Below are 17124 nucleotides of genomic sequence, written 5' to 3' on the forward strand. Positions count from 1 at the left end.
ACGCGCGGTGGCGGTGCGCAGCCCACGGCGCGCCCCGCCACCACCTCACGCGTCCTACCTGACGCCGCCGCACGGCCTCACGTCGTCGACCGGCGTCTCCGGGCTCCCGGGCGGCGTTCGCTCGGCCGGGTGACCGGGTCGCCCGCCTCGATCGCCGCCAGCCGGCGCCGCGCACCGAAGTCCGCCAGGGCCGCCGCCAGCTTGTGCACCGACGGCTCCGGGGCCATGACGTCGACGCGCAGCCCGTGCTCCTCGGCCGTCTTCGCCGTCGCCGGACCGATGCAGGCGATGACCGTCACGTTGTGCGGCTTGCCCGCGATGCCGACCAGGTTCCGGACCGTCGACGACGAGGTGAAGAGCACCGCGTCGAAGCCGCCGCCCTTGATGGCCTCCCGCGTCTCCGCGGGCGGCGGCGAGGCGCGCACGGTCCGGTACGCCGTGACGTCGTCGACCTCCCAGCCCAGGTCGATGAGACCCGCCACCAGCGTCTCGGTGGCGATGTCCGCGCGGGGCAGGAACACCCTGTCGATCGGGTCGAAGACCGGGTCGTACGGCGGCCAGTCCTCCACCAGCCCGCGGGCCGACTGCTCACCGCTCGGGAGCAGGTCCGGCCGCACGCCGAAGTCGATCAGCGCCTTGGCGGTCTGGTCGCCGACCGCGGCGACCTTGATCCCGGCGAAGGCGCGGGCGTCGAGGCCGTACTCCTCGAACTTCTCCCGCACCGCCTTGACCGCGTTGACGGAGGTGAAGGCGATCCACTCGTAGCGGCCCGTCACCAGGCCCTTGACCGCGCGCTCCATCTGCTGCGGGGTGCGCGGGGGCTCGACGGCGATGGTCGGCACCTCGTGCGGCACCGCGCCGTAGGACCGCAGCTGGTCGGAGAGCGACGCCGCCTGCTCCCTGGTACGCGGCACGAGCACCTTCCAGCCGAACATCGGCTTGGACTCGAACCACGCGAGCCGGTCGCGCTGGGCGGGGGCGGAACGCTCACCGACCACGGCTATCACCGGCCGGCCGCCGTCGGGCGACGGCAGCGCCTTCGCCTGCTTCAGCGTCTGCGCGATCGTGCCGAGCGTCGCCGTCCAGGTCCGCTGCCGGGTCGTCGTACCGGCGACGGTCACCGTCAGGGGTGTGTCGGGCTTGCGACCGGCGGACACCAGTTCGCCCGCCGCGGCGGCCACCGAGTCGAGCGTGGCGGAGACGACCACCGTGCCGTCCGACGCCCCGACCTCGGTCCAGCACCGGTCCGACGCGGTACGCGCGTCCACGAACCGCACGTCCGCGCCCTCGGCGTCCCGCAGCGGCACACCGGCGTACGCGGGCACGCCGACCGCGGCAGCGATACCGGGGACGACCTCGAAGGTCACCCCGGCCGCCGCGCACGCCAGCATCTCCTCGGCGGTGTACGCGTCGAGGCCGGGATCACCGGACACCGCACGCACGACCCGCCTGCCGCCCCGCGCGGCCTCCATGACAAGATGTGCGGCATCCCGCACCGCGGGGGCGCCGACGGTTGTTGACGTGCTGTCAACAACCTTCAGTTGAGGCGTGCCTGTGCCCGGAGCGGACGGCGCGGAGGAACCCGCCGCGTCCGTGTCCGTCGGCACTTCGGCCACGCCCTGCCTGGCGTGCCGGCGTACGACGTCGAGCACATCGTGCTCGGCGACGAGAACGTCCGCGTTCGCCAGCGCCTCCACGGCGCGCAGAGTGAGCAGTCCCGGATCCCCGGGTCCGGCACCGAGGAAGGTGACGTGCCCGTGTTCCGGAGGGGGTGGAAGGGTGGTGGGGCTCAATGTGCTCGCTCCCCCATCAGACCGGCCGCGCCCTGCGCGAGCATCTCGGTGGCGAGTTCGCGACCGAGCGCCATCGCCGCCTCATGCGTCTCGGGCACGGGACCGGTGGTGGACAGCTGCACCAGCGTGGTGCCGTCGGTCGTGCCGACGACACCCCGCAGGCGCATTTCCTTGACAATCGGCCCGTCGGCCAAAAGGTCGGCCAGCGCCCCCACAGGGGCGGTGCAGCCGGCCTCCAGGGCGGCGAGCAGTGACCGCTCCGCCGTCACGGCGGCCCGGGTGAACGGGTCGTCGAGTTCGGCGAGCGCGGCGGTCAGCTCCGTGTTGCGCACGGTGCACTCGACCGCCAGGGCCCCCTGGCCGGGAGCGGGCAAAATCGTGTCGACCGACAGGAAGTCGGTCACCTCGTCGCTGCGGCCGACCCGGTTCATCCCTGCGGCGGCCAGCACGACGGCGTCCAGCTCACCGCTCTTGACGTACCCGATCCGGGTGTCGACGTTGCCGCGGATCGGCACGGTCGTGATCTCCATGCCGTGGCCGCGTGCGTACGCGTTCAGCTGGGCCATGCGACGCGCCGAACCGGTGCCGATGCGGGCGCCGCGCGGCAGGTCGGTGAACTTGAGCGCGTCACGCGCGATGATCACGTCCCGCGGGTCCTCGCGCTCCGGTACGGCGGCCAGGACCAGCTCGTCGTGCGGTGCGGTCGGCAGGTCCTTCAGCGAGTGCACCGCGAAGTCCACCTCGCCGCGCACCAGTGCCTCGCGCAGCGCGGCCACGAAGACGCCCGTGCCGCCGATCTGCGAGAGATGCTCGCGTGACGTGTCGCCGTACGTGGTGATCGGAACGAGCTCGACAGGCCGTCCGGTCACCTGGCTCACGGCATCCGCCACCTGCCCGGACTGGGACATGGCGAGCTTGCTCCGCCTGGTCCCGAGCCTCAGTGCCTTCTCAGTCATGCCGGCCCTCGGTTTTCTGCGTCGGCCGCGTTCTCTGCGGTCTTCGCGTTCTTCTCGGTGCTTTCCCCGGCGCGGGAGACGGAGGCCACCGTCTCCGGGTCGAGGTCGAACAGGGTGCGCAGCGCGTCCGCGTAGCCGGCGCCGCCGGGTTCGGCCGCGAGCTGCTTGACCCGCACGGTCGGCGAGTGCAGCAGCTTGTCGACCACCCGCCGCACGGTCTGGGTGATCTCCGCACGGTGCTTGTCGTCCAGGCCGGGCAGCCGCCCTTCCAGGCGGGCCATCTCACCGGCCACCACGTCCGCGGCCATGGTGCGCAGGGCGACCACGGTCGGCGTGATGTGCGCGGCCCGCTGTGCCGCCCCGAATGCCGCGACCTCGTCGGAAACGATACGCCGGACCTGGTCCACGTCGGCAGCCATCGGAGCGTCCGCCGACGCCTCCGCGAGCGCCTCGATGTCGACCAGCCGCACCCCGGGGATGCGGTGCGTGGCCGCGTCGATGTCGCGCGGCATCGCGAGGTCCAGCAGGAAGAGCACGGGCTCCGGGCGCGGCGGCTCGACCACCGGCTCCGGACGGCGCCGCTCGGGGATCCGGCCGGCGCTCGCCGCGGTCGCGGCCAGCGCGCCGATCAGTTCGGTGTCCACCTCGGCACCGCGTCGGCCGCCCTGGCGGCGGTCGACGGTGCCGCTCACGGTCCATGCCGCGTGCTGCTCCAGCGTCGCCGCGTCCATACCGGCGACGGCAGCCTCGCCCATCACGGAGAAACCGGGCGGTACGGAGGCCAGGTCCAGCGGGTAGTCCTCGTCGGTGCTGGTGGCGGCCATGGGGGCGGGGGGCAGGGGCGTCGTCCGCGCGGTCGGCGCCTTGCGCACGTCGTGCGCCGACGCCTCCGTGGCTCCGACGGTCCCGGGGGTGGCTCCGGCGCGTACCGTCTCCGGCTGCTGTCCGACGCGGCCCTCGACACCGGCGGCGATCGCGTCGGCCGTGAGGACGAGGCCGGTCGCGCCGGTGCAGGAGACGACGACGTCTGCACGTGTCAGTTCGTCCGCCACCGACCCCATCGGTATCGCGCGGGCCGACAAGCCCGTGTTCTCGGCGTTCTCGGCGTTCGCGGCCTCAGTGAGGATCTGCACGAGGCGCTCGGCGCGGTCGGCGGTGCGGTTGGCGATCACGATCTCGGCGACACCGGCCCGCGCGAGCGTGGCCGCGGCCAGCGAGGACATCGATCCGGCACCGATGACCAGTGCCCTCTTGCCCCGCGCCCAGCTGTCGACGGGCGAGCCGGCGGCCAGCTGCTCCAGGCCGAAGGTGACCAGGGACTGCCCGGCGCGGTCGATGTCGGTCTCCGTGTGGGCGCGCTTGCCCACCCGGAGCGACTGCTGGAACACGTCGTTCATCAGCCGCCCGGCGGTGTGCAGTTCCTGCGCACGCGCCAGGGCGTCCTTGATCTGGCCGAGGACCTGCCCCTCGCCCACCACCATCGAGTCCAGTCCGCAGGCCACCGAGAACATGTGGTGGACGGCGCGGTCCTCGTAGTGCACATAGAGGTAGGGCGTGAGCTCCTCCAGGCCGACCCCGCTGTGCTGGGCCAGCAGCGTGGACAGCTCGGCGACACCGGCGTGGAACTTGTCCACGTCGGCGTACAGCTCGATGCGGTTACAGGTGGCGAGCACCGCGGCCTCGGTGGCCGGTTCGGCGGCGACCGTGTCCTGCAGCAGCTTGACCTGCGCGTCCACGCTCAGCGAGGCCCGGTCCAACACGCTGACCGGCGCGCTGCGGTGGCTCAGTCCGACGACGAGGAGGCTCATGTCGGCATCACCGCGGGTACGTCCCCGTCGGGCCCCTGGTCCGCGGCGGACTCCTGTCCGCCGGCGGATGCCCGGCGCGCGGCGACGGGCTCCGGGCGGGAACCGTCAGGCGGGACGACGGTCCCGGCGGCCACCTCGCCGGCCTTGCGCTGCTCGTGGAAGGCGAGGATCTGCAGCTCGATGGAGAGGTCCACCTTGCGCACGTCGACACCGTCCGGGACGGACAGCACGGTCGGCGCGAAGTTCAGGATGGAGGTGACACCGGCGGCCACCAGCCGGTCGCAGACCTGCTGGGCGGCACCGGCGGGGGTCGCGATCACGCCGATCGACACGCCCTCGCCCCGGACGATCTCCTCGAGCTGGTCGGTGTGCTGCACCGGGATGCCGGCGACGGGCTTTCCGGCCATCGCGGGGTCGGCGTCTATGAGCGCGGCGACCCGGAAACCGCGGGAGGCGAACCCGCCGTAGTTGGCGAGCGCGGCACCGAGGTTACCGATACCGACGATCACAACCGGCCAGTCCTGGGTGAGGCCGAGTTCACGCGAGATCTGGTACACGAGATACTCGACGTCGTAGCCCACGCCCCGGGTCCCGTAGGAACCCAGGTAGGAGAAGTCCTTACGAAGCTTCGCGGAATTGACGCCCGCGGCCGCCGCCAGCTCCTCCGAGGAGACTGTGGGCACCGAGCGCTCGGAGAGCGCGGTGAGGGCGCGGAGGTACAGCGGAAGCCTGGCGACGGTGGCCTCGGGAATCCCTCGGCTACGGGTCGCCGGTCGGTGAGATCGGCCAGTTGCCACGGTGCTCCTGCGGGTAGAGCGGGGCTTCAGGCGGTCATACGTCCCCGGACCGCCCCGTCGAGTGCAGGCTATGTCTTTGTGAACGCGTGCACAAAGATGGTGTCCGATTTGCCCACCCAACGTGACCGGGGTCACGCGTCCCCGGCACAGCCACATGGAACCGGCGCACGAGCACCATCGCTCCCTTTGTTCTGGGGGCAAAACAGCACACCCTCCTCTGTGTATCCCGCCCCCGAGACCAAGCCGCCATCGATTCTAAGCGACTTTTCCGCCAATTTGGACTGGTCGGTCAGTTGTCGATCAGTGGTCCTGGCCACCCCCGGCCGGCCGGTCAGCCGGTCAGCCGGTCAGGGCCTTACGAAGGCGGCCCTCGTCGACGCGCCAGAACGTGTGCTGGCGGCCGTCGACGAGAACGACGGGAATCTGCTCCCAGTACCGCTCGTGCAGTTCCGGGTCCTCGGTGATGTCCTTGCCCTCCCACGCGACCCCGAGATCACCGCACACCTTCTCCACCACGGCCTGCGCGTCGTCGCACAGGTGACAGCCGGGCTTGCGGATGAGGGTGACGAGGCGATCCTGCGGGGCTTTACGGCGAAAGAGCGGACTCATGCCAGCCATTCTCACCCTGCGGCGGTGCAGGGGAACCCCTCTGCGGCCACTGTGACGCCGAGTGCGGCGCGGGGCCCGCGCCGCGGACCGCCCAGGGCCGGTCCCGTCCGCCGGGAGGGGTACTTCAACGACACGGACGTGCAGAGTTCACGGTGTCCAAACCTCTCGGGTCCGGAACCGTCGACCGGACTGGTTATGCTCAACGCCATGGCCGCTCTCGGATGGCTCACCCCCCGTAGGCGCTCCGCCACGGCGCGGAGCGTGTTGGCAGGCGAGGCCTCGGCGGAGGCTGCCCGCAAATCCACTCAGGAGGTTTCCGCCCGTGAACCGGAGTTCCCGGTTCACGGCGACGACCGGGCCGCCGCGTTCTTCGACCTGGACAACACGGTGATGCAGGGCGCGGCCCTGTTCCACTTCGGGCGGGGCCTGTACAAGCGGAAGTTCTTCGAGACGCGCGACCTCGCGCGGTTCGCGTGGCAGCAGACGTGGTTCCGGCTGGCCGGCGTCGAGGATCCCGAGCACATGCAGGACGCGCGCGACTCGGCGCTCTCCATCGTCAAGGGCCACCGGGTCTCCGAGCTGAAGTCCATCGGCGAGGAGATCTACGACGAGTACATGGCCGGGCGGATCTGGCCGGGTACGCGGGCACTGGCCCAGGCGCACCTGGACGCCGGGCAGCGGGTGTGGCTGGTCACGGCGGCGCCGGTGGAGATCGCCCAGGTGATCGCGCGGCGCCTGGGCCTGACCGGGGCGCTGGGGACGGTGGCCGAGTCCATCGGCGGCGTGTACACCGGCAAACTCGTGGGCGAGCCGCTGCACGGCCCGGCGAAGGCGGAGGCGGTGCGCGCGCTGGCGGCGGCGGAGAACCTGGACCTGGACCACTGCGCCGCGTACAGCGACTCGCACAACGACATCCCGATGCTCTCGCTGGTCGGGCACCCGTACGCGATCAACCCGGACTCCAAGCTGCGCAAGCACGCCCGCGCGATGGACTGGCGCCTGCGCGACTACCGGACGGGCCGCAAGGCGGCGAAGGTCGGCATCCCGGCGGCCGCGGGTGTGGGCGCGGTGGCCGGCGGCACGGCGGCGGCCATCGCGATGCACCGCCGCCGGCGCTGAGCCCGGCCGCCCCGAGCCCGGCGGTGCTCCCGGCCACTCCGAGCCCGGCGGTGCTCCCGCGCGCACCGGGTGACCGGTCAACTCGGCGGCGACGGACACCCGTACGGCCGCAGGCCTGATCAGTGGGGAACAAAAGTGGCGCCCCGCCCGCAACCCGGCCAATCCAGCTGCTGTACCCCGGAACCTCGCTGCCCAGTCCTCTTGGCTGCACACGGCCACAACATGCCCCGTACCGAACCGGGAAGCGAAGCTTTTCAGTCAGCATTCGGTCAACATCGGTTACTTGAATGTGCGTCAACAGGCCACGGAAGCGACGTAATCGGTGATTTGAGCAACCCGGTGTAGCAGTGCCTGCACGAAGCGTTATTCTCCTCAGACGCATTCGGGCACCCCTCCGTCGCTACGACGGGTGAACGGCCCGTACTGCACGTGATGGAAGCTCTGCCTCTGGGAGTCCCGTGTACCCACACGTCGGGGTTGACGACTCGGGCCTGACCGCACTGCGCACCGCAGTCGTCACGGCCCGGGAGTTGTTGCGCGGCTTCGTCCCCACCGCGTACGCCGTCCCCGCTTTCGCCACCGCCACCGTCGGCCCCTGCTACGCACTCGCCGACCCGCCCGTCGGCCCCAGCTACGCCCTCACCGACGACAGCGCCGCGGTGGCCGGGCGCGGACGCTCGTCCGGCGCGGCCACCGCGCGCCGTCCCGCCGCGGACAGCGACAGCGCCCGGATGATGGACCTCGTGGAGCGCGCCCAGGCCGGCGAGGCCGACGCCTTCGGACGGCTCTACGACCAGTACAGCGACACCGTGTACCGCTACATCTACTACCGCGTGGGCAACAAGGCGACCGCCGAGGACCTCACCAGCGAGACCTTCCTGCGGGCGCTCCGCCGCATCGGCACCTTCACCTGGCAGGGGCGCGACTTCGGCGCCTGGCTCGTCACCATCGCCCGCAACCTGGTCGCCGACCACTTCAAGTCCAGCCGCTTCCGCCTCGAGGTCACCACCGGGGAGATGCTCGACGCCAACGAGGTCGAACGCTCCCCGGAGGACTCCGTCCTCGAATACCTCTCCAACGCCGCCCTCCTCGATGCCGTACGACGACTCAACCCCCAACAGCGCGAATGCGTCACGCTCCGATTTCTCCAGGGCCTCTCCGTCGCGGAGACCGCCCGCGTGATGGGAAAGAACGAGGGGGCGATCAAGACCCTCCAGTACCGGGCCGTCCGCACCCTCGCCCGGCTCCTCCCGGAGGACGCGCGCTGAGCGGAACGGACCCGCATCGACGAAGCACCTTCCGTGACAGCCAACTCACCTTCAGTGATACCCCGTTGACTCCCCCAACCGATCCTCCGGCACGCGTAACCCAAGTACCGCGCCGCTCGTTGTGCGGGATACAGGCTCCCTGTGGTCGCTCCCCCACCGACTCCGATCACTCGATCGTGTGGACATGGTCGGGGAGCGGAACCCTCAGGACCCCCTGGGGAGTCGATCGTCATGACGAGAGGAGGTGCCGCCAGTGATCGCGAAGGTATCGGCGCACCGGCGGGCGAACGCCTTCGCCCAGGCCCTGGAGGAGCAGTCCGACCGGGTCACAGCGGCCGAGCAGCCCGAAGGATCGGCACCGGGACCGGCCGCCGCGGAGACGGAACAGGAGCGGCTGCTCACGCTCGCCGCCGGTCTCGGCGCGCTGCCCAAGCCGGAGCTGGATCCCGAGGTGAAGGTCGTCCAGCGGGCCCGACTGGTGGCCGCCTTCGAGGCCATGCTCCAGGAAGGCAGCGCCGCGGGCGAGGCAGCGGATACGTCCGCGCCCGAACAGCGTTCACACCGCGCCCGGGGTGCTCACCGGGCGACCCCCCTGGGGAAGCTGAGACCGCGCTCACGGCTGGCCAAGGGGCTCACCGCGGGCGGGCTCGGCATCACCGTGGCCGCCGGCGCCCTCGGCGGAGTCTCCGCCGCCAGCTCCGACGCCCTGCCCGGTGACTCGCTCTACGGCCTCAAGCGCGGCATAGAGGACGTCAAGCTCGGCCTGGCCGACGGCAACGACGAGCGTGGCCGCGTCCTCCTCGACCACGCCTCCACCCGGCTCAGCGAGGCCCGCCGACTGATGGAGCGCGAACGCAGCGGCTCCCTGGACCACGAATCGGTCGGCGAGATCCGCCGCGCCCTGTCCGGCATGCGGCACGACGCGTCCGAGGGCCATCGGCTGCTGCGCGAGGCGTACCGCCTCGACCCGGACTCCCTGGGTCCCATGCAGGCCCTCTCCTCCTTCTCCCACTCGCACCGGCAGACCTGGGGCTCCCTGCGCGACAGACTGCCCGCGCAGCTCGGGGACGTCAGCGAGCAGGTGTCGTCGGTGTTCGACGCCATAGACGAGGACGTCGCCCCGCTGCAGTCCCTGCTCCCCCGCCCACCGGCCCGGGACAGCGGCGACAACGGCGAGACGCAGGACGACTCCGGGGCCACACCCGGCGCCCCGTCCGGTGCCGACCGTTCCCAGGCGCCCGGCACCGGCACCGACAGCCCCGACCAGGACAGCACCAGCAGCAGCGACCCCAGCAGGTCAGCCGACTCCGAAGACGAGAGCGACAGCCTGCTCGGCGGCAGCAGCGGCGGGCTGCTCGACCCGCCGGAGGAGACCGGCGTCAGCACCACACCGCCGTCCACCGGCGGCACCACCTCGCCCGCCCGGCCCGACGTCACCCTCCCGCCCCTCCTGCCGGGCCTGCTCCCGGGGTTGGGCATCGACGGCGAGACCGTCGACTAGGACCGTCGACCGCAGCGGACTGAGCGGCAGGCCGTACGTGGTCGGGGGCCCCTTGCGACAAGGGCCCCCGACCACGTACGCACGTCCATCCGCGTACGCACGTCCGTCCGCTCTCTAGAAGAACACCGACCTCCGCTGGACCAGCAGCTTGTAGAGGGTGTGCTGGATCTGCTCCCGGACCTGGTCGGTCAGGTTGAACATCAGCATCGGGTCCTCGGCCGCCTCCGGCGGATAGTTCTCCGTGTGGATCGGCTCGCCGAACTGGATCGTCCACTTCGTCGGCAGCGGGATCGCGCCGAGCGGGCCGAGCCACGGGAAGGTCGGTGTCAGCGGGAAGTACGGCAGGCCGAGCAGCCGGGCGATGGTCCGGCCGTTGCCGATCATCGGGTAGATCTCCTCCGCCCCGACGATCGAGCACGGGATGATCGGCGTCCGCGCGCGCAGCGCCGTGGACACGAAACCGCCGCGCCCGAAGCGCTGGAGCTTGTAACGGTCGGCGAAGGGCTTGCCGAGGCCCTTGAAGCCCTCCGGCATCACCCCGACCAGCTCCCCCTGCTCCAGCAGCCGTGCCGCGTCCTCGGCACAGGCCAGGGTGTGGCCGAGCTTGCGGGCGAGTTCGTTGACCACCGGCAGCATGAACACCAGGTCCGCCGCGAGCAGCCGCAGATGCCGGTCGGCCGGGTGGCTGTCGTGGACGGCGACCTGCATCATCAGACCGTCCATCGGCAACGTCCCGGAGTGGTTGGCGACGATCAGGGCGCCGCCCTCCGAGGGGATGTTCTCGATGCCCTTCACCTCGACCCGGAAGTACTTCTCGTACACCGGACGCAGCAGCGACATCAGAACCTGGTCGGTGAGTTCCTCGTCGTAGCCGAAGTCGTCGACCGCGTAGTCCCCCGTGAGCCGGCGGCGCAGGAAGGCCAGGCCACTGGCGACACGCCGGTCCAGGTCGCCTCCGTCGCCTGTGTCCGGGCGTGCGCCGTCGCCCGCGTCACCGCCGCCGGTGACCGGCTCCCGGGGCCGGTGTTCGCGGGGTTCACGGTGTTCGCCGGGCATAGGAGCGTCGTCCTTCGCGGACGCCCGGCCCGGCAGGGGCTGGACCTCGCCCATCGAGGCGGCCCCGGCGCCCTTGCGTCGGCTGCCCGCGCCACGGCGGCGCGACGGGCGCTGCGCCGCGTCCCCGGCACCGCCTGTGCCCCCCGCACCCCCGCGGGAACGGTCGTCGTCGAACGGAATGACCTTGGCGTCCGCCATCGTTGCTGCGCTCCTCAGTTGGCGCTCTGCTTCGGGGGGTGACCGCTGCCCGGCAGGGGCAGTGCGGCGATCCGGTCGACGGTCCTCGCGAGGACCTCCGGCGGAAGCAGTCCGGGGCCACGGCTGCGCACGAAGTCCGTGAACGTTTCTGCAGTCGTGTACTTCGGTGTGAAACCCAGTGTCTCGCGCATCTGGTCCGTCGCCACCACCCGGCCGTGTGTGAGCAGCCGGATCTGCTCCGGTGAGAAGTCCGACATCCCCAGCGTACGCACCAGCGAGCCCGCCCAGGTGACCGCCGGGAGCAGCAGCGGCACGGTGGGCCGGCCGAGCCGCCGCGCGCACTGGGACAGCAGCAGGACACCATCGCCGGCGATGTTGAAGGTGCCGCTGTTGAGCGTGGAGCGCCGGGGCTCGCGCGCGGCCAGGCGCAGCACCTCGAGCACATCGTCCTCGTGCACGAACTGCAGCCGCGGGTCGTAGCCGAACACGGTCGGCAGGGCCGGCAGCGAGAAGTACGAGGCGAGCGGGCTGTCCGCGGCGGGGCCCAGGATGTTGGCGAACCTGAGCACGCACACGGCGACGTCCGGGCGGCGGCGCGCGAAGCCCCGCACATAACCCTCGACCTCGACCGCGTCCTTCGCGAACCCGCCGCTGGGCAGGGACTTGGGCGAAGTCGTCTCGGTGAAGACCGCCGGGTCGCGGGGCGCGGAGCCGTAGACGTTCGTACTGGACTTCACCACCAGACGTTCGACGCGCGGGGACTTCTGACAGGCGCCGAGCAGCTGCATGGTGCCGATGACGTTGGTCTCCTTGAGCGCCGTCCGGCTGCTGCCGCTGCCGAGCGGCGTGCCCGTGACGTCCAGGTGCACGACGGTGTCGGCGCCGGCCTCCGCGAGCACACGCGCGACGGTGGGCTGCCGGATGTCGGCCTGGACGAAGTCGGCATCGCCCAGATGGTGCGCGGGCCGGACCGCGTCCACGGCGACGACCCGTTCCACATCCGGGTCACGCTGGATCCGTCGGACGAAACGGCCCCCCAAAGGGCGGGCCACTCCCGTCACGAGCACGACCTTTCCCAAGACCAGCGCCTTCCTCTTGCCTACGTCCTGCCCGCCAACCTAACGGGTCGAGGTCGCTCTGTGGTACCCACTCGATACCTGAAGTGACGACGACCGGGGAGAGGCGAACAGACCCGGCCAGACGTAAAGACAGCGGCCCCCCACCTCACCGGTGGGGGGCCACTGGACACGCTTCCGCGACGTCGCTTACTTCTTGTTGCGACGCTGAACGCGCGTGCGCTTGAGCAGCTTGCGGTGCTTCTTCTTGGCCATCCGCTTGCGCCGCTTCTTGATAACAGAGCCCACGACTACCCTCGCTCACTTCTCATCACTCGGTGTTTGGGCGCCATGGGCCCACACGACCTACGAGGGGCCAGCCTACCCGCCCGAGCGCTGAGGTCGTAATCGAGGAGATCAGGGAGGCCCGCGAGTGTCCCGTACGGGTCCTCCCCGGTTCGCCGTCAGGCGGTGTCCACCCCCACATAGCTCTCGCGGAGGTACTCGTGAACCGCTTGCTCCGGGACGCGGAAGGACCGCCCCACCCGGATCGCGGGCAGATGACCGCTGTGCACCAGCCGGTACACGGTCATCTTCGACACTCGCATCACCGAGGCGACCTCCGCCACGGTAAGGAACTGAACCTCGTTCAGAGGCCTTTCGCCAGCTGCAGCCATGACACACCTGAACCTTCCGCACTCGACGGCCACCGGCTTCCCCTTCCGGTGACTCTTCGTCGTTGCGTGCTCACTCCCCAATGTAGGGGCGGGTGATGCGAGTGGGGAAGAGGTGTACCCATCGGCGGCCTACTGTGACAGACGGGCCCGATTGAGTACGTAGCGGCTCAGCGGCGCATAGTGATCGGACCGCACGCCGTCATCAAGTGGAACCACCACCGACACACACCCCTCGGCCTCCCCCACGAACGGGGCGGGGTCGTTCACATCGGCCAGCGCGATGACCTCGAACCCCAGCTGACCTGCCCCGCAGGCCCAGCCGTGGTCTCCGATCACCAGCCCGGGAAGCGGCCCGCCGGCCTCGGCGGCCCCGGCGAGCGCGGTCCGAACCGGGAGCGGGGAGTGCGTGTGTGCGCCGGGCTCACCACCGGGGTGTTCGGGATCCGCGCCCCGGACGAGCGCGACTCCCCGGACGTAGTCGAGGCGGTGCGTGCGTAGACCGAACCGGGTCGTTATGTCGACAGAGCGACCCCGCGCCGGGGTGAGGACGTCACATCCCGCCGCCGACAGGGCGTCTGCCAGAGCGGCGTAGAAACCGAGCAGCCGGTGCGGGTGGCCGGTGCCGAGCAGCACGGGCACACCGCTTCGGGCGGCGACCGCGAGACGCTCCGCACAGACGTCCAGGGCCGCCAGGGTCCGCTCCGGGTCGATCACATCATGCCCGGAAACGTGGTGAGGATCGGCCGAAACACCACACCTGTCCGCCATCAACTCGATCAATTCCCGCTGGCTCCACACCCGTTCCGGGTCCAGGCCGATCAGCAGGCGTGGATCCCGGGCGGCGAACAGCCGGTAACTCCGCAGGCTCTCCTCCCGCGTGGTGGCCACGATCCCGGCCAGCCCGGCGGCCAGCAGATGCCTGCGGAGGTCGGCGCGATCGGCGAAGTCGATGGGGTCGATGAGGTCGGTGGTGGTCGGCACGGGAGCGATGGTGCGCGACCCGGAGCCCGGGCGCCCCGGGAAACGGGAAACACCGCACGGTCGGCGTAAGAGCCCCGAGCGGGATCCGCTTCGGAGCCAGGCCGCGGAGCCCGGCTCCGCCCCGTTCACGCCAGCAGCCCCCGCAGCGGGAACGCCGCTCGGCGGGCCGCCAGTACCGCCTGGTCCAGCCGGTCCGCCGGGTCGTAGCCGGCCTCCCAGGGCGCCCAGGACACGGGCCACCGGCCGTCGGTCATCCGCGCCGGACCCAGTTGCCGGGTCCGGGCGTACACCTCCTGCCGCCAGCTCTCGGGGATCACCGTCGCCGGGTCCATCGGTCGCTCGGCCGCGATCGCCACCAGATGGGTCCAGGACCGCGGCACGACCTCCACCACCGCGTACCCGCCGCCGCCCAGGGCCACCCAGCGCCCGTCGGCGTGCTCGTGCGCCAGCTCGTGGCACGCCACCTGCACCGCGCGCTGTGCGTCCAGCGACACCGCCAGATGCGCCAGCGGATCCTCGAAGTGCGTGTCGGCGCCGTGCTGGGTCACCAGCACCTGCGGCCGGAAGTCCTCGAGCAGCTCCGGCACCACGGCGTGGAACGCCCGCAGCCACCCGGCGTCCCCGGTCCCGGCCGGCAGGGCCACATTGACCGCGCTGCCCTCCGCGCTGTCCGCCCCCGTCTCCTCCGGCCAGCCGGTCTGCGGGAACAGCGTCCGGGGATGCTCGTGCAACGACACCGTCAGCACCCGCGGGTCCTCCCAGAACGCCGCCTGCACGCCGTCCCCGTGATGCACGTCGACGTCCACGTACGCGACGCGCTCGGCCCCCAGTTCCAGCAGCCGGGCGATGGCCAGCGCGGCGTCGTTGTACACGCAGAAACCCGAGGCCGCCCCCGGCATCGCGTGGTGCAGTCCGCCGGCGAAGTTCACCGCGTGCAGCGCGTCCCCGCGCCACACCGCCTCCGCCGCGCCCACCGACTGTCCCGCGATCAGCGCCGACACCTCGTGCATCCCGGTGAAGGCGGGATCGTCCATCGTCCCCAGCCCGTACGACGGGTCCGCCGCCCCCGGGTCCGCCGAGGCCGCCCGCACCGCGCGGATGTAGTCCTCACGGTGCACCAGCCGCAGCGTCGAGTCCCCGGCCGTCTTCGCGGCGACCACCGCCACCTCGCGGTCCAGCCCGAACGCACCCACCAGGCTCCGGGTCAGCGCGAGCCGCACCGGGTCCATCGGATGGTCCCGGCCGAAGTCATAGCCCGTTACTGCCTCGTCCCACATCAGCTGCGTGCGGCCGCTCATGCCCGCCACCGTACCGGTCGGGTTCGGGCGCGAACGACCTGGCGTACACCAATGTCACCAGCACCAACACCATCGGCACCGACATCGCCCCGCGATAACTCCAGGCATCCCCGAGCGCCCCGACCAGCGGGGAACCGATCAGGAACCCCACATAGTTGAAGACGTTGAGGCGTGCCACGGCCGCATCCGAGGCCCTCGGGCCTCCCTGCGCGAAAGCGCGCCGCCCCGCCGCCGCGAAGGTCTGCGGCACCAGCACACAGAGCCCCAGCCCCAGCAGTGTGAACCCCAGCATCCCCACCCACGCCCCGGGCGCCCCGGCCACCACGGCGAACCCCGCCGCCGCCGACAGCGCCCCGGCCCGCACCACCACCACGGCCCCGAACCGCCGCACCCCGAAGTCGCCGAGTGTCCGCCCCAGCAGCGTGGTGACCATGTAGACGTTGTACGGAACGGTCGCCGACTGCTCCGAACTCCCCAACACGTCCTGGAGGTACTTCGCGCTCCAGTTCGAGACCGTCGAGTCCCCGATGTACGCCACCGTCATCACCACACACAGCGGCAACAGCAGCTTGAAGGTGACGGCCCCGCCCGCGCCCCCGGCCCCCACCGCCGCCTCCGCCTCGGGCACGTCGACCTCGCCGCCCCCACCGCCCTCACCGTCGACGTACCACCGGCTCCCGACCAACACCGCCGGCATCAGCACCAGCACGACCGGCAGATACGACACCCACAGCGCCAACTGCCAGTGCGCCCCCATCCACGCGAGCGACGCCCCGGCGATCCCGCCCAGGCTGTAGGCGGCATGGAAGCTCAGCATGATGCTGCGCCCGTACGCCCGCTGCAGACTCACCCCCAGCATGTTCATCGAGGCGTCCAGCGCCCCCACCGCCAACCCGAACGCGGCCAGCGACACAGCCAGCCCGGCCAGTTGCTCCCCGGCCCCGACCCCGAGCAGCGCCAGCAGCACGACCGGCTGCGACCACCGCAGCACCCGGCTCGCCGGCACCCGCCGCACCAGCCGCTCCGTCGTCACACTCCCGATACCGGCCAGGACGGGCACCGCGGCGAGAAAAACCGGCAGCAACGCGTCGGAGACCCCGTACCGGTCCTGGATGGCCGGAATCCGCGTCACGAGCAGAGCGAAGGCGACACCCTGTACGAGGAAGCCGAACGCCAACGAGGCCCTGCCGCGCCGCAGCACATCAGTCATGGCGGCGAGCGTAGGGCCCCGGTGTACTGGTGGGTAGGTCCGGCCAAAGATGCATCCCGCTCGATTTCAGCGGAGCAGTTCCGTCAACTCCCGCATGTCGGCGAAGAGTCGAGTGGCCCCGGCGAGCCTCTCGGCCGGCGTCATCGAGGCGAACCCGTACACGTCCATCCCGGCGGCGACCGCCGCCTGTACGCCAAGAGGGCTGTCCTCGACCACGACACACCGCTCCGGTGCGACCCCCATCCGCTCGGCCGCGTGCAGGAAGAGGTCCGGTGCCGGCTTGCCCCGTCCCACATCCTGCGAGCTGAAGATCCGCTCGTCGTCGAACCACCGGTCCAGCCCGGTCGTGCGGTGCCCCACACGGATCCGCTCATGGCTCCCGGACGAGGCGACACAGTACGGCACACCGTCGGCGGCCAGCCGCTCCAGTACCTCCACGGCACCGGTGATCGGCTTCAACTCCCGCTCGAACGCGGCGAAGACACGGGCATGGAACACATCGTCGAAGTCGGCCGGCAACCGCTGTCCGGTCCTCTCCTCCACCAGGTCGTGCACCCGATGCATGGCGGATCCCATGTAGTCACGGATGGAGTCCTCGTACGACGTCGGATGCCCCAGCGCGGTGAGACAGCCGGCCAGCAGCCGGTTGGAAATGGGCTCGCTGTCGACGAGGACACCGTCGTTGTCAAAAATGACCAGGTCATAGTGCATGACCTCGACCCTAAATGCAGAAAGCCCCGCACCATATCGGTGCGGGGCTTTCCCACGATTTGTTCGGCGGCGTCCTACTCTCCCACA

16 protein-coding genes are annotated in these 17124 nt (G+C 71.2%); 3 read left to right on the forward strand and 13 right to left on the reverse strand.

Annotation, left to right across the window (positions count from 1 at the left end):
• Positions 1-77 precede the first annotated feature (77 nt).
• From JL475_RS26650 to JL475_RS26670, 5 genes are all read right to left on the reverse strand, one after another.
• Entirely contained in the window at positions 78-1793 is a 1716-nt protein-coding gene (locus tag JL475_RS26650) for a bifunctional uroporphyrinogen-III C-methyltransferase/uroporphyrinogen-III synthase (protein ID WP_202280481.1), read from the reverse strand.
• Complete coding sequence (gene hemC, locus JL475_RS26655; RefSeq protein ID WP_109377610.1) at positions 1790-2749, reverse strand: hydroxymethylbilane synthase; 960 nt, start codon at positions 2747-2749, stop codon at positions 1790-1792. The genes JL475_RS26650 and hemC overlap by 4 nt, the downstream gene beginning before the upstream one ends.
• On the reverse strand, positions 2746-4557 hold the full coding sequence (locus JL475_RS26660) for a glutamyl-tRNA reductase (protein WP_202280482.1): 1812 nt from the start codon (positions 4555-4557) through the stop codon (positions 2746-2748). Before JL475_RS26660 ends, hemC begins: the two co-directional genes overlap by 4 nt.
• Entirely contained in the window at positions 4554-5354 is an 801-nt protein-coding gene (locus JL475_RS26665; RefSeq protein ID WP_202280483.1) for a redox-sensing transcriptional repressor Rex, read from the reverse strand. The genes JL475_RS26660 and JL475_RS26665 overlap by 4 nt, the downstream gene beginning before the upstream one ends.
• A 339-nt stretch (positions 5355-5693) precedes the next feature.
• On the reverse strand, positions 5694-5972 hold the full coding sequence (locus JL475_RS26670) for a glutaredoxin family protein (RefSeq protein ID WP_202280484.1): 279 nt from the start codon (positions 5970-5972) through the stop codon (positions 5694-5696).
• A gap of 198 nt (positions 5973-6170) precedes the next feature.
• Between JL475_RS26670 and JL475_RS26675 the strand changes: the two genes are divergently transcribed.
• From JL475_RS26675 to JL475_RS26685, 3 genes are all read left to right on the forward strand, one after another.
• Positions 6171-7082, forward strand: a complete 912-nt coding sequence (locus JL475_RS26675; RefSeq protein ID WP_202280485.1) for an HAD family phosphatase — start codon at positions 6171-6173, stop codon at positions 7080-7082.
• A 458-nt stretch (positions 7083-7540) separates the two neighbouring features.
• Positions 7541-8350 carry an ECF subfamily RNA polymerase sigma factor, BldN family gene (locus tag JL475_RS26680; protein WP_202280486.1) on the forward strand — a complete coding sequence of 270 codons (810 nt, stop codon included), beginning with the start codon at positions 7541-7543 and terminating at the stop codon, positions 8348-8350.
• 253 nt (positions 8351-8603) lie between these two features.
• Entirely contained in the window at positions 8604-9851 is a 1248-nt protein-coding gene (locus JL475_RS26685; protein WP_202280487.1) for a DUF5667 domain-containing protein, read from the forward strand.
• 114 nt (positions 9852-9965) lie between these two features.
• On the opposite strand, the gene JL475_RS26690 is transcribed toward JL475_RS26685, so the two are convergent.
• The 8 genes from JL475_RS26690 to JL475_RS26725 form a co-directional block, all read right to left on the reverse strand.
• Positions 9966-11105, reverse strand: coding sequence for a lysophospholipid acyltransferase family protein (locus JL475_RS26690; RefSeq protein ID WP_202280488.1), 1140 nt, complete (start codon positions 11103-11105; stop codon positions 9966-9968).
• A 14-nt stretch (positions 11106-11119) separates the two neighbouring features.
• A complete protein-coding gene (locus JL475_RS26695; RefSeq protein WP_202280489.1) occupies positions 11120-12184 on the reverse strand; it encodes an NAD-dependent epimerase/dehydratase family protein in 1065 nt (354 codons plus the stop codon).
• A 186-nt stretch (positions 12185-12370) separates the two neighbouring features.
• Complete coding sequence (locus tag JL475_RS26700; RefSeq protein ID WP_003948845.1) at positions 12371-12469, reverse strand: AURKAIP1/COX24 domain-containing protein; 99 nt, start codon at positions 12467-12469, stop codon at positions 12371-12373.
• Between the two features lie 155 nt (positions 12470-12624).
• A complete protein-coding gene (locus JL475_RS26705) occupies positions 12625-12837 on the reverse strand; it encodes a helix-turn-helix domain-containing protein (protein WP_157842153.1) in 213 nt (70 codons plus the stop codon).
• A gap of 129 nt (positions 12838-12966) precedes the next feature.
• Complete coding sequence (locus JL475_RS26710) at positions 12967-13818, reverse strand: phosphatase (RefSeq protein ID WP_307825170.1); 852 nt, start codon at positions 13816-13818, stop codon at positions 12967-12969.
• 125 nt (positions 13819-13943) lie between these two features.
• Positions 13944-15116 (reverse strand): acetoin utilization protein AcuC, encoded by a 1173-nt coding sequence (locus JL475_RS26715; protein ID WP_202280490.1) that lies wholly within the window; start codon positions 15114-15116, stop codon positions 13944-13946.
• Positions 15067-16326, reverse strand: a complete 1260-nt coding sequence (locus JL475_RS26720; protein ID WP_202280491.1) for an MFS transporter — start codon at positions 16324-16326, stop codon at positions 15067-15069. The genes JL475_RS26715 and JL475_RS26720 overlap by 50 nt, the downstream gene beginning before the upstream one ends.
• Positions 16327-16392: 66 nt before the next feature.
• Positions 16393-17037, reverse strand: coding sequence for an HAD family phosphatase (locus tag JL475_RS26725; RefSeq protein ID WP_202280492.1), 645 nt, complete (start codon positions 17035-17037; stop codon positions 16393-16395).
• Between the last annotated feature and the right edge of the window lie 87 nt (positions 17038-17124).

The organism is Streptomyces sp. M2CJ-2 (genome assembly GCF_016757295.1).
GTDB lineage: Bacteria > Actinomycetota > Actinomycetes > Streptomycetales > Streptomycetaceae > Streptomyces.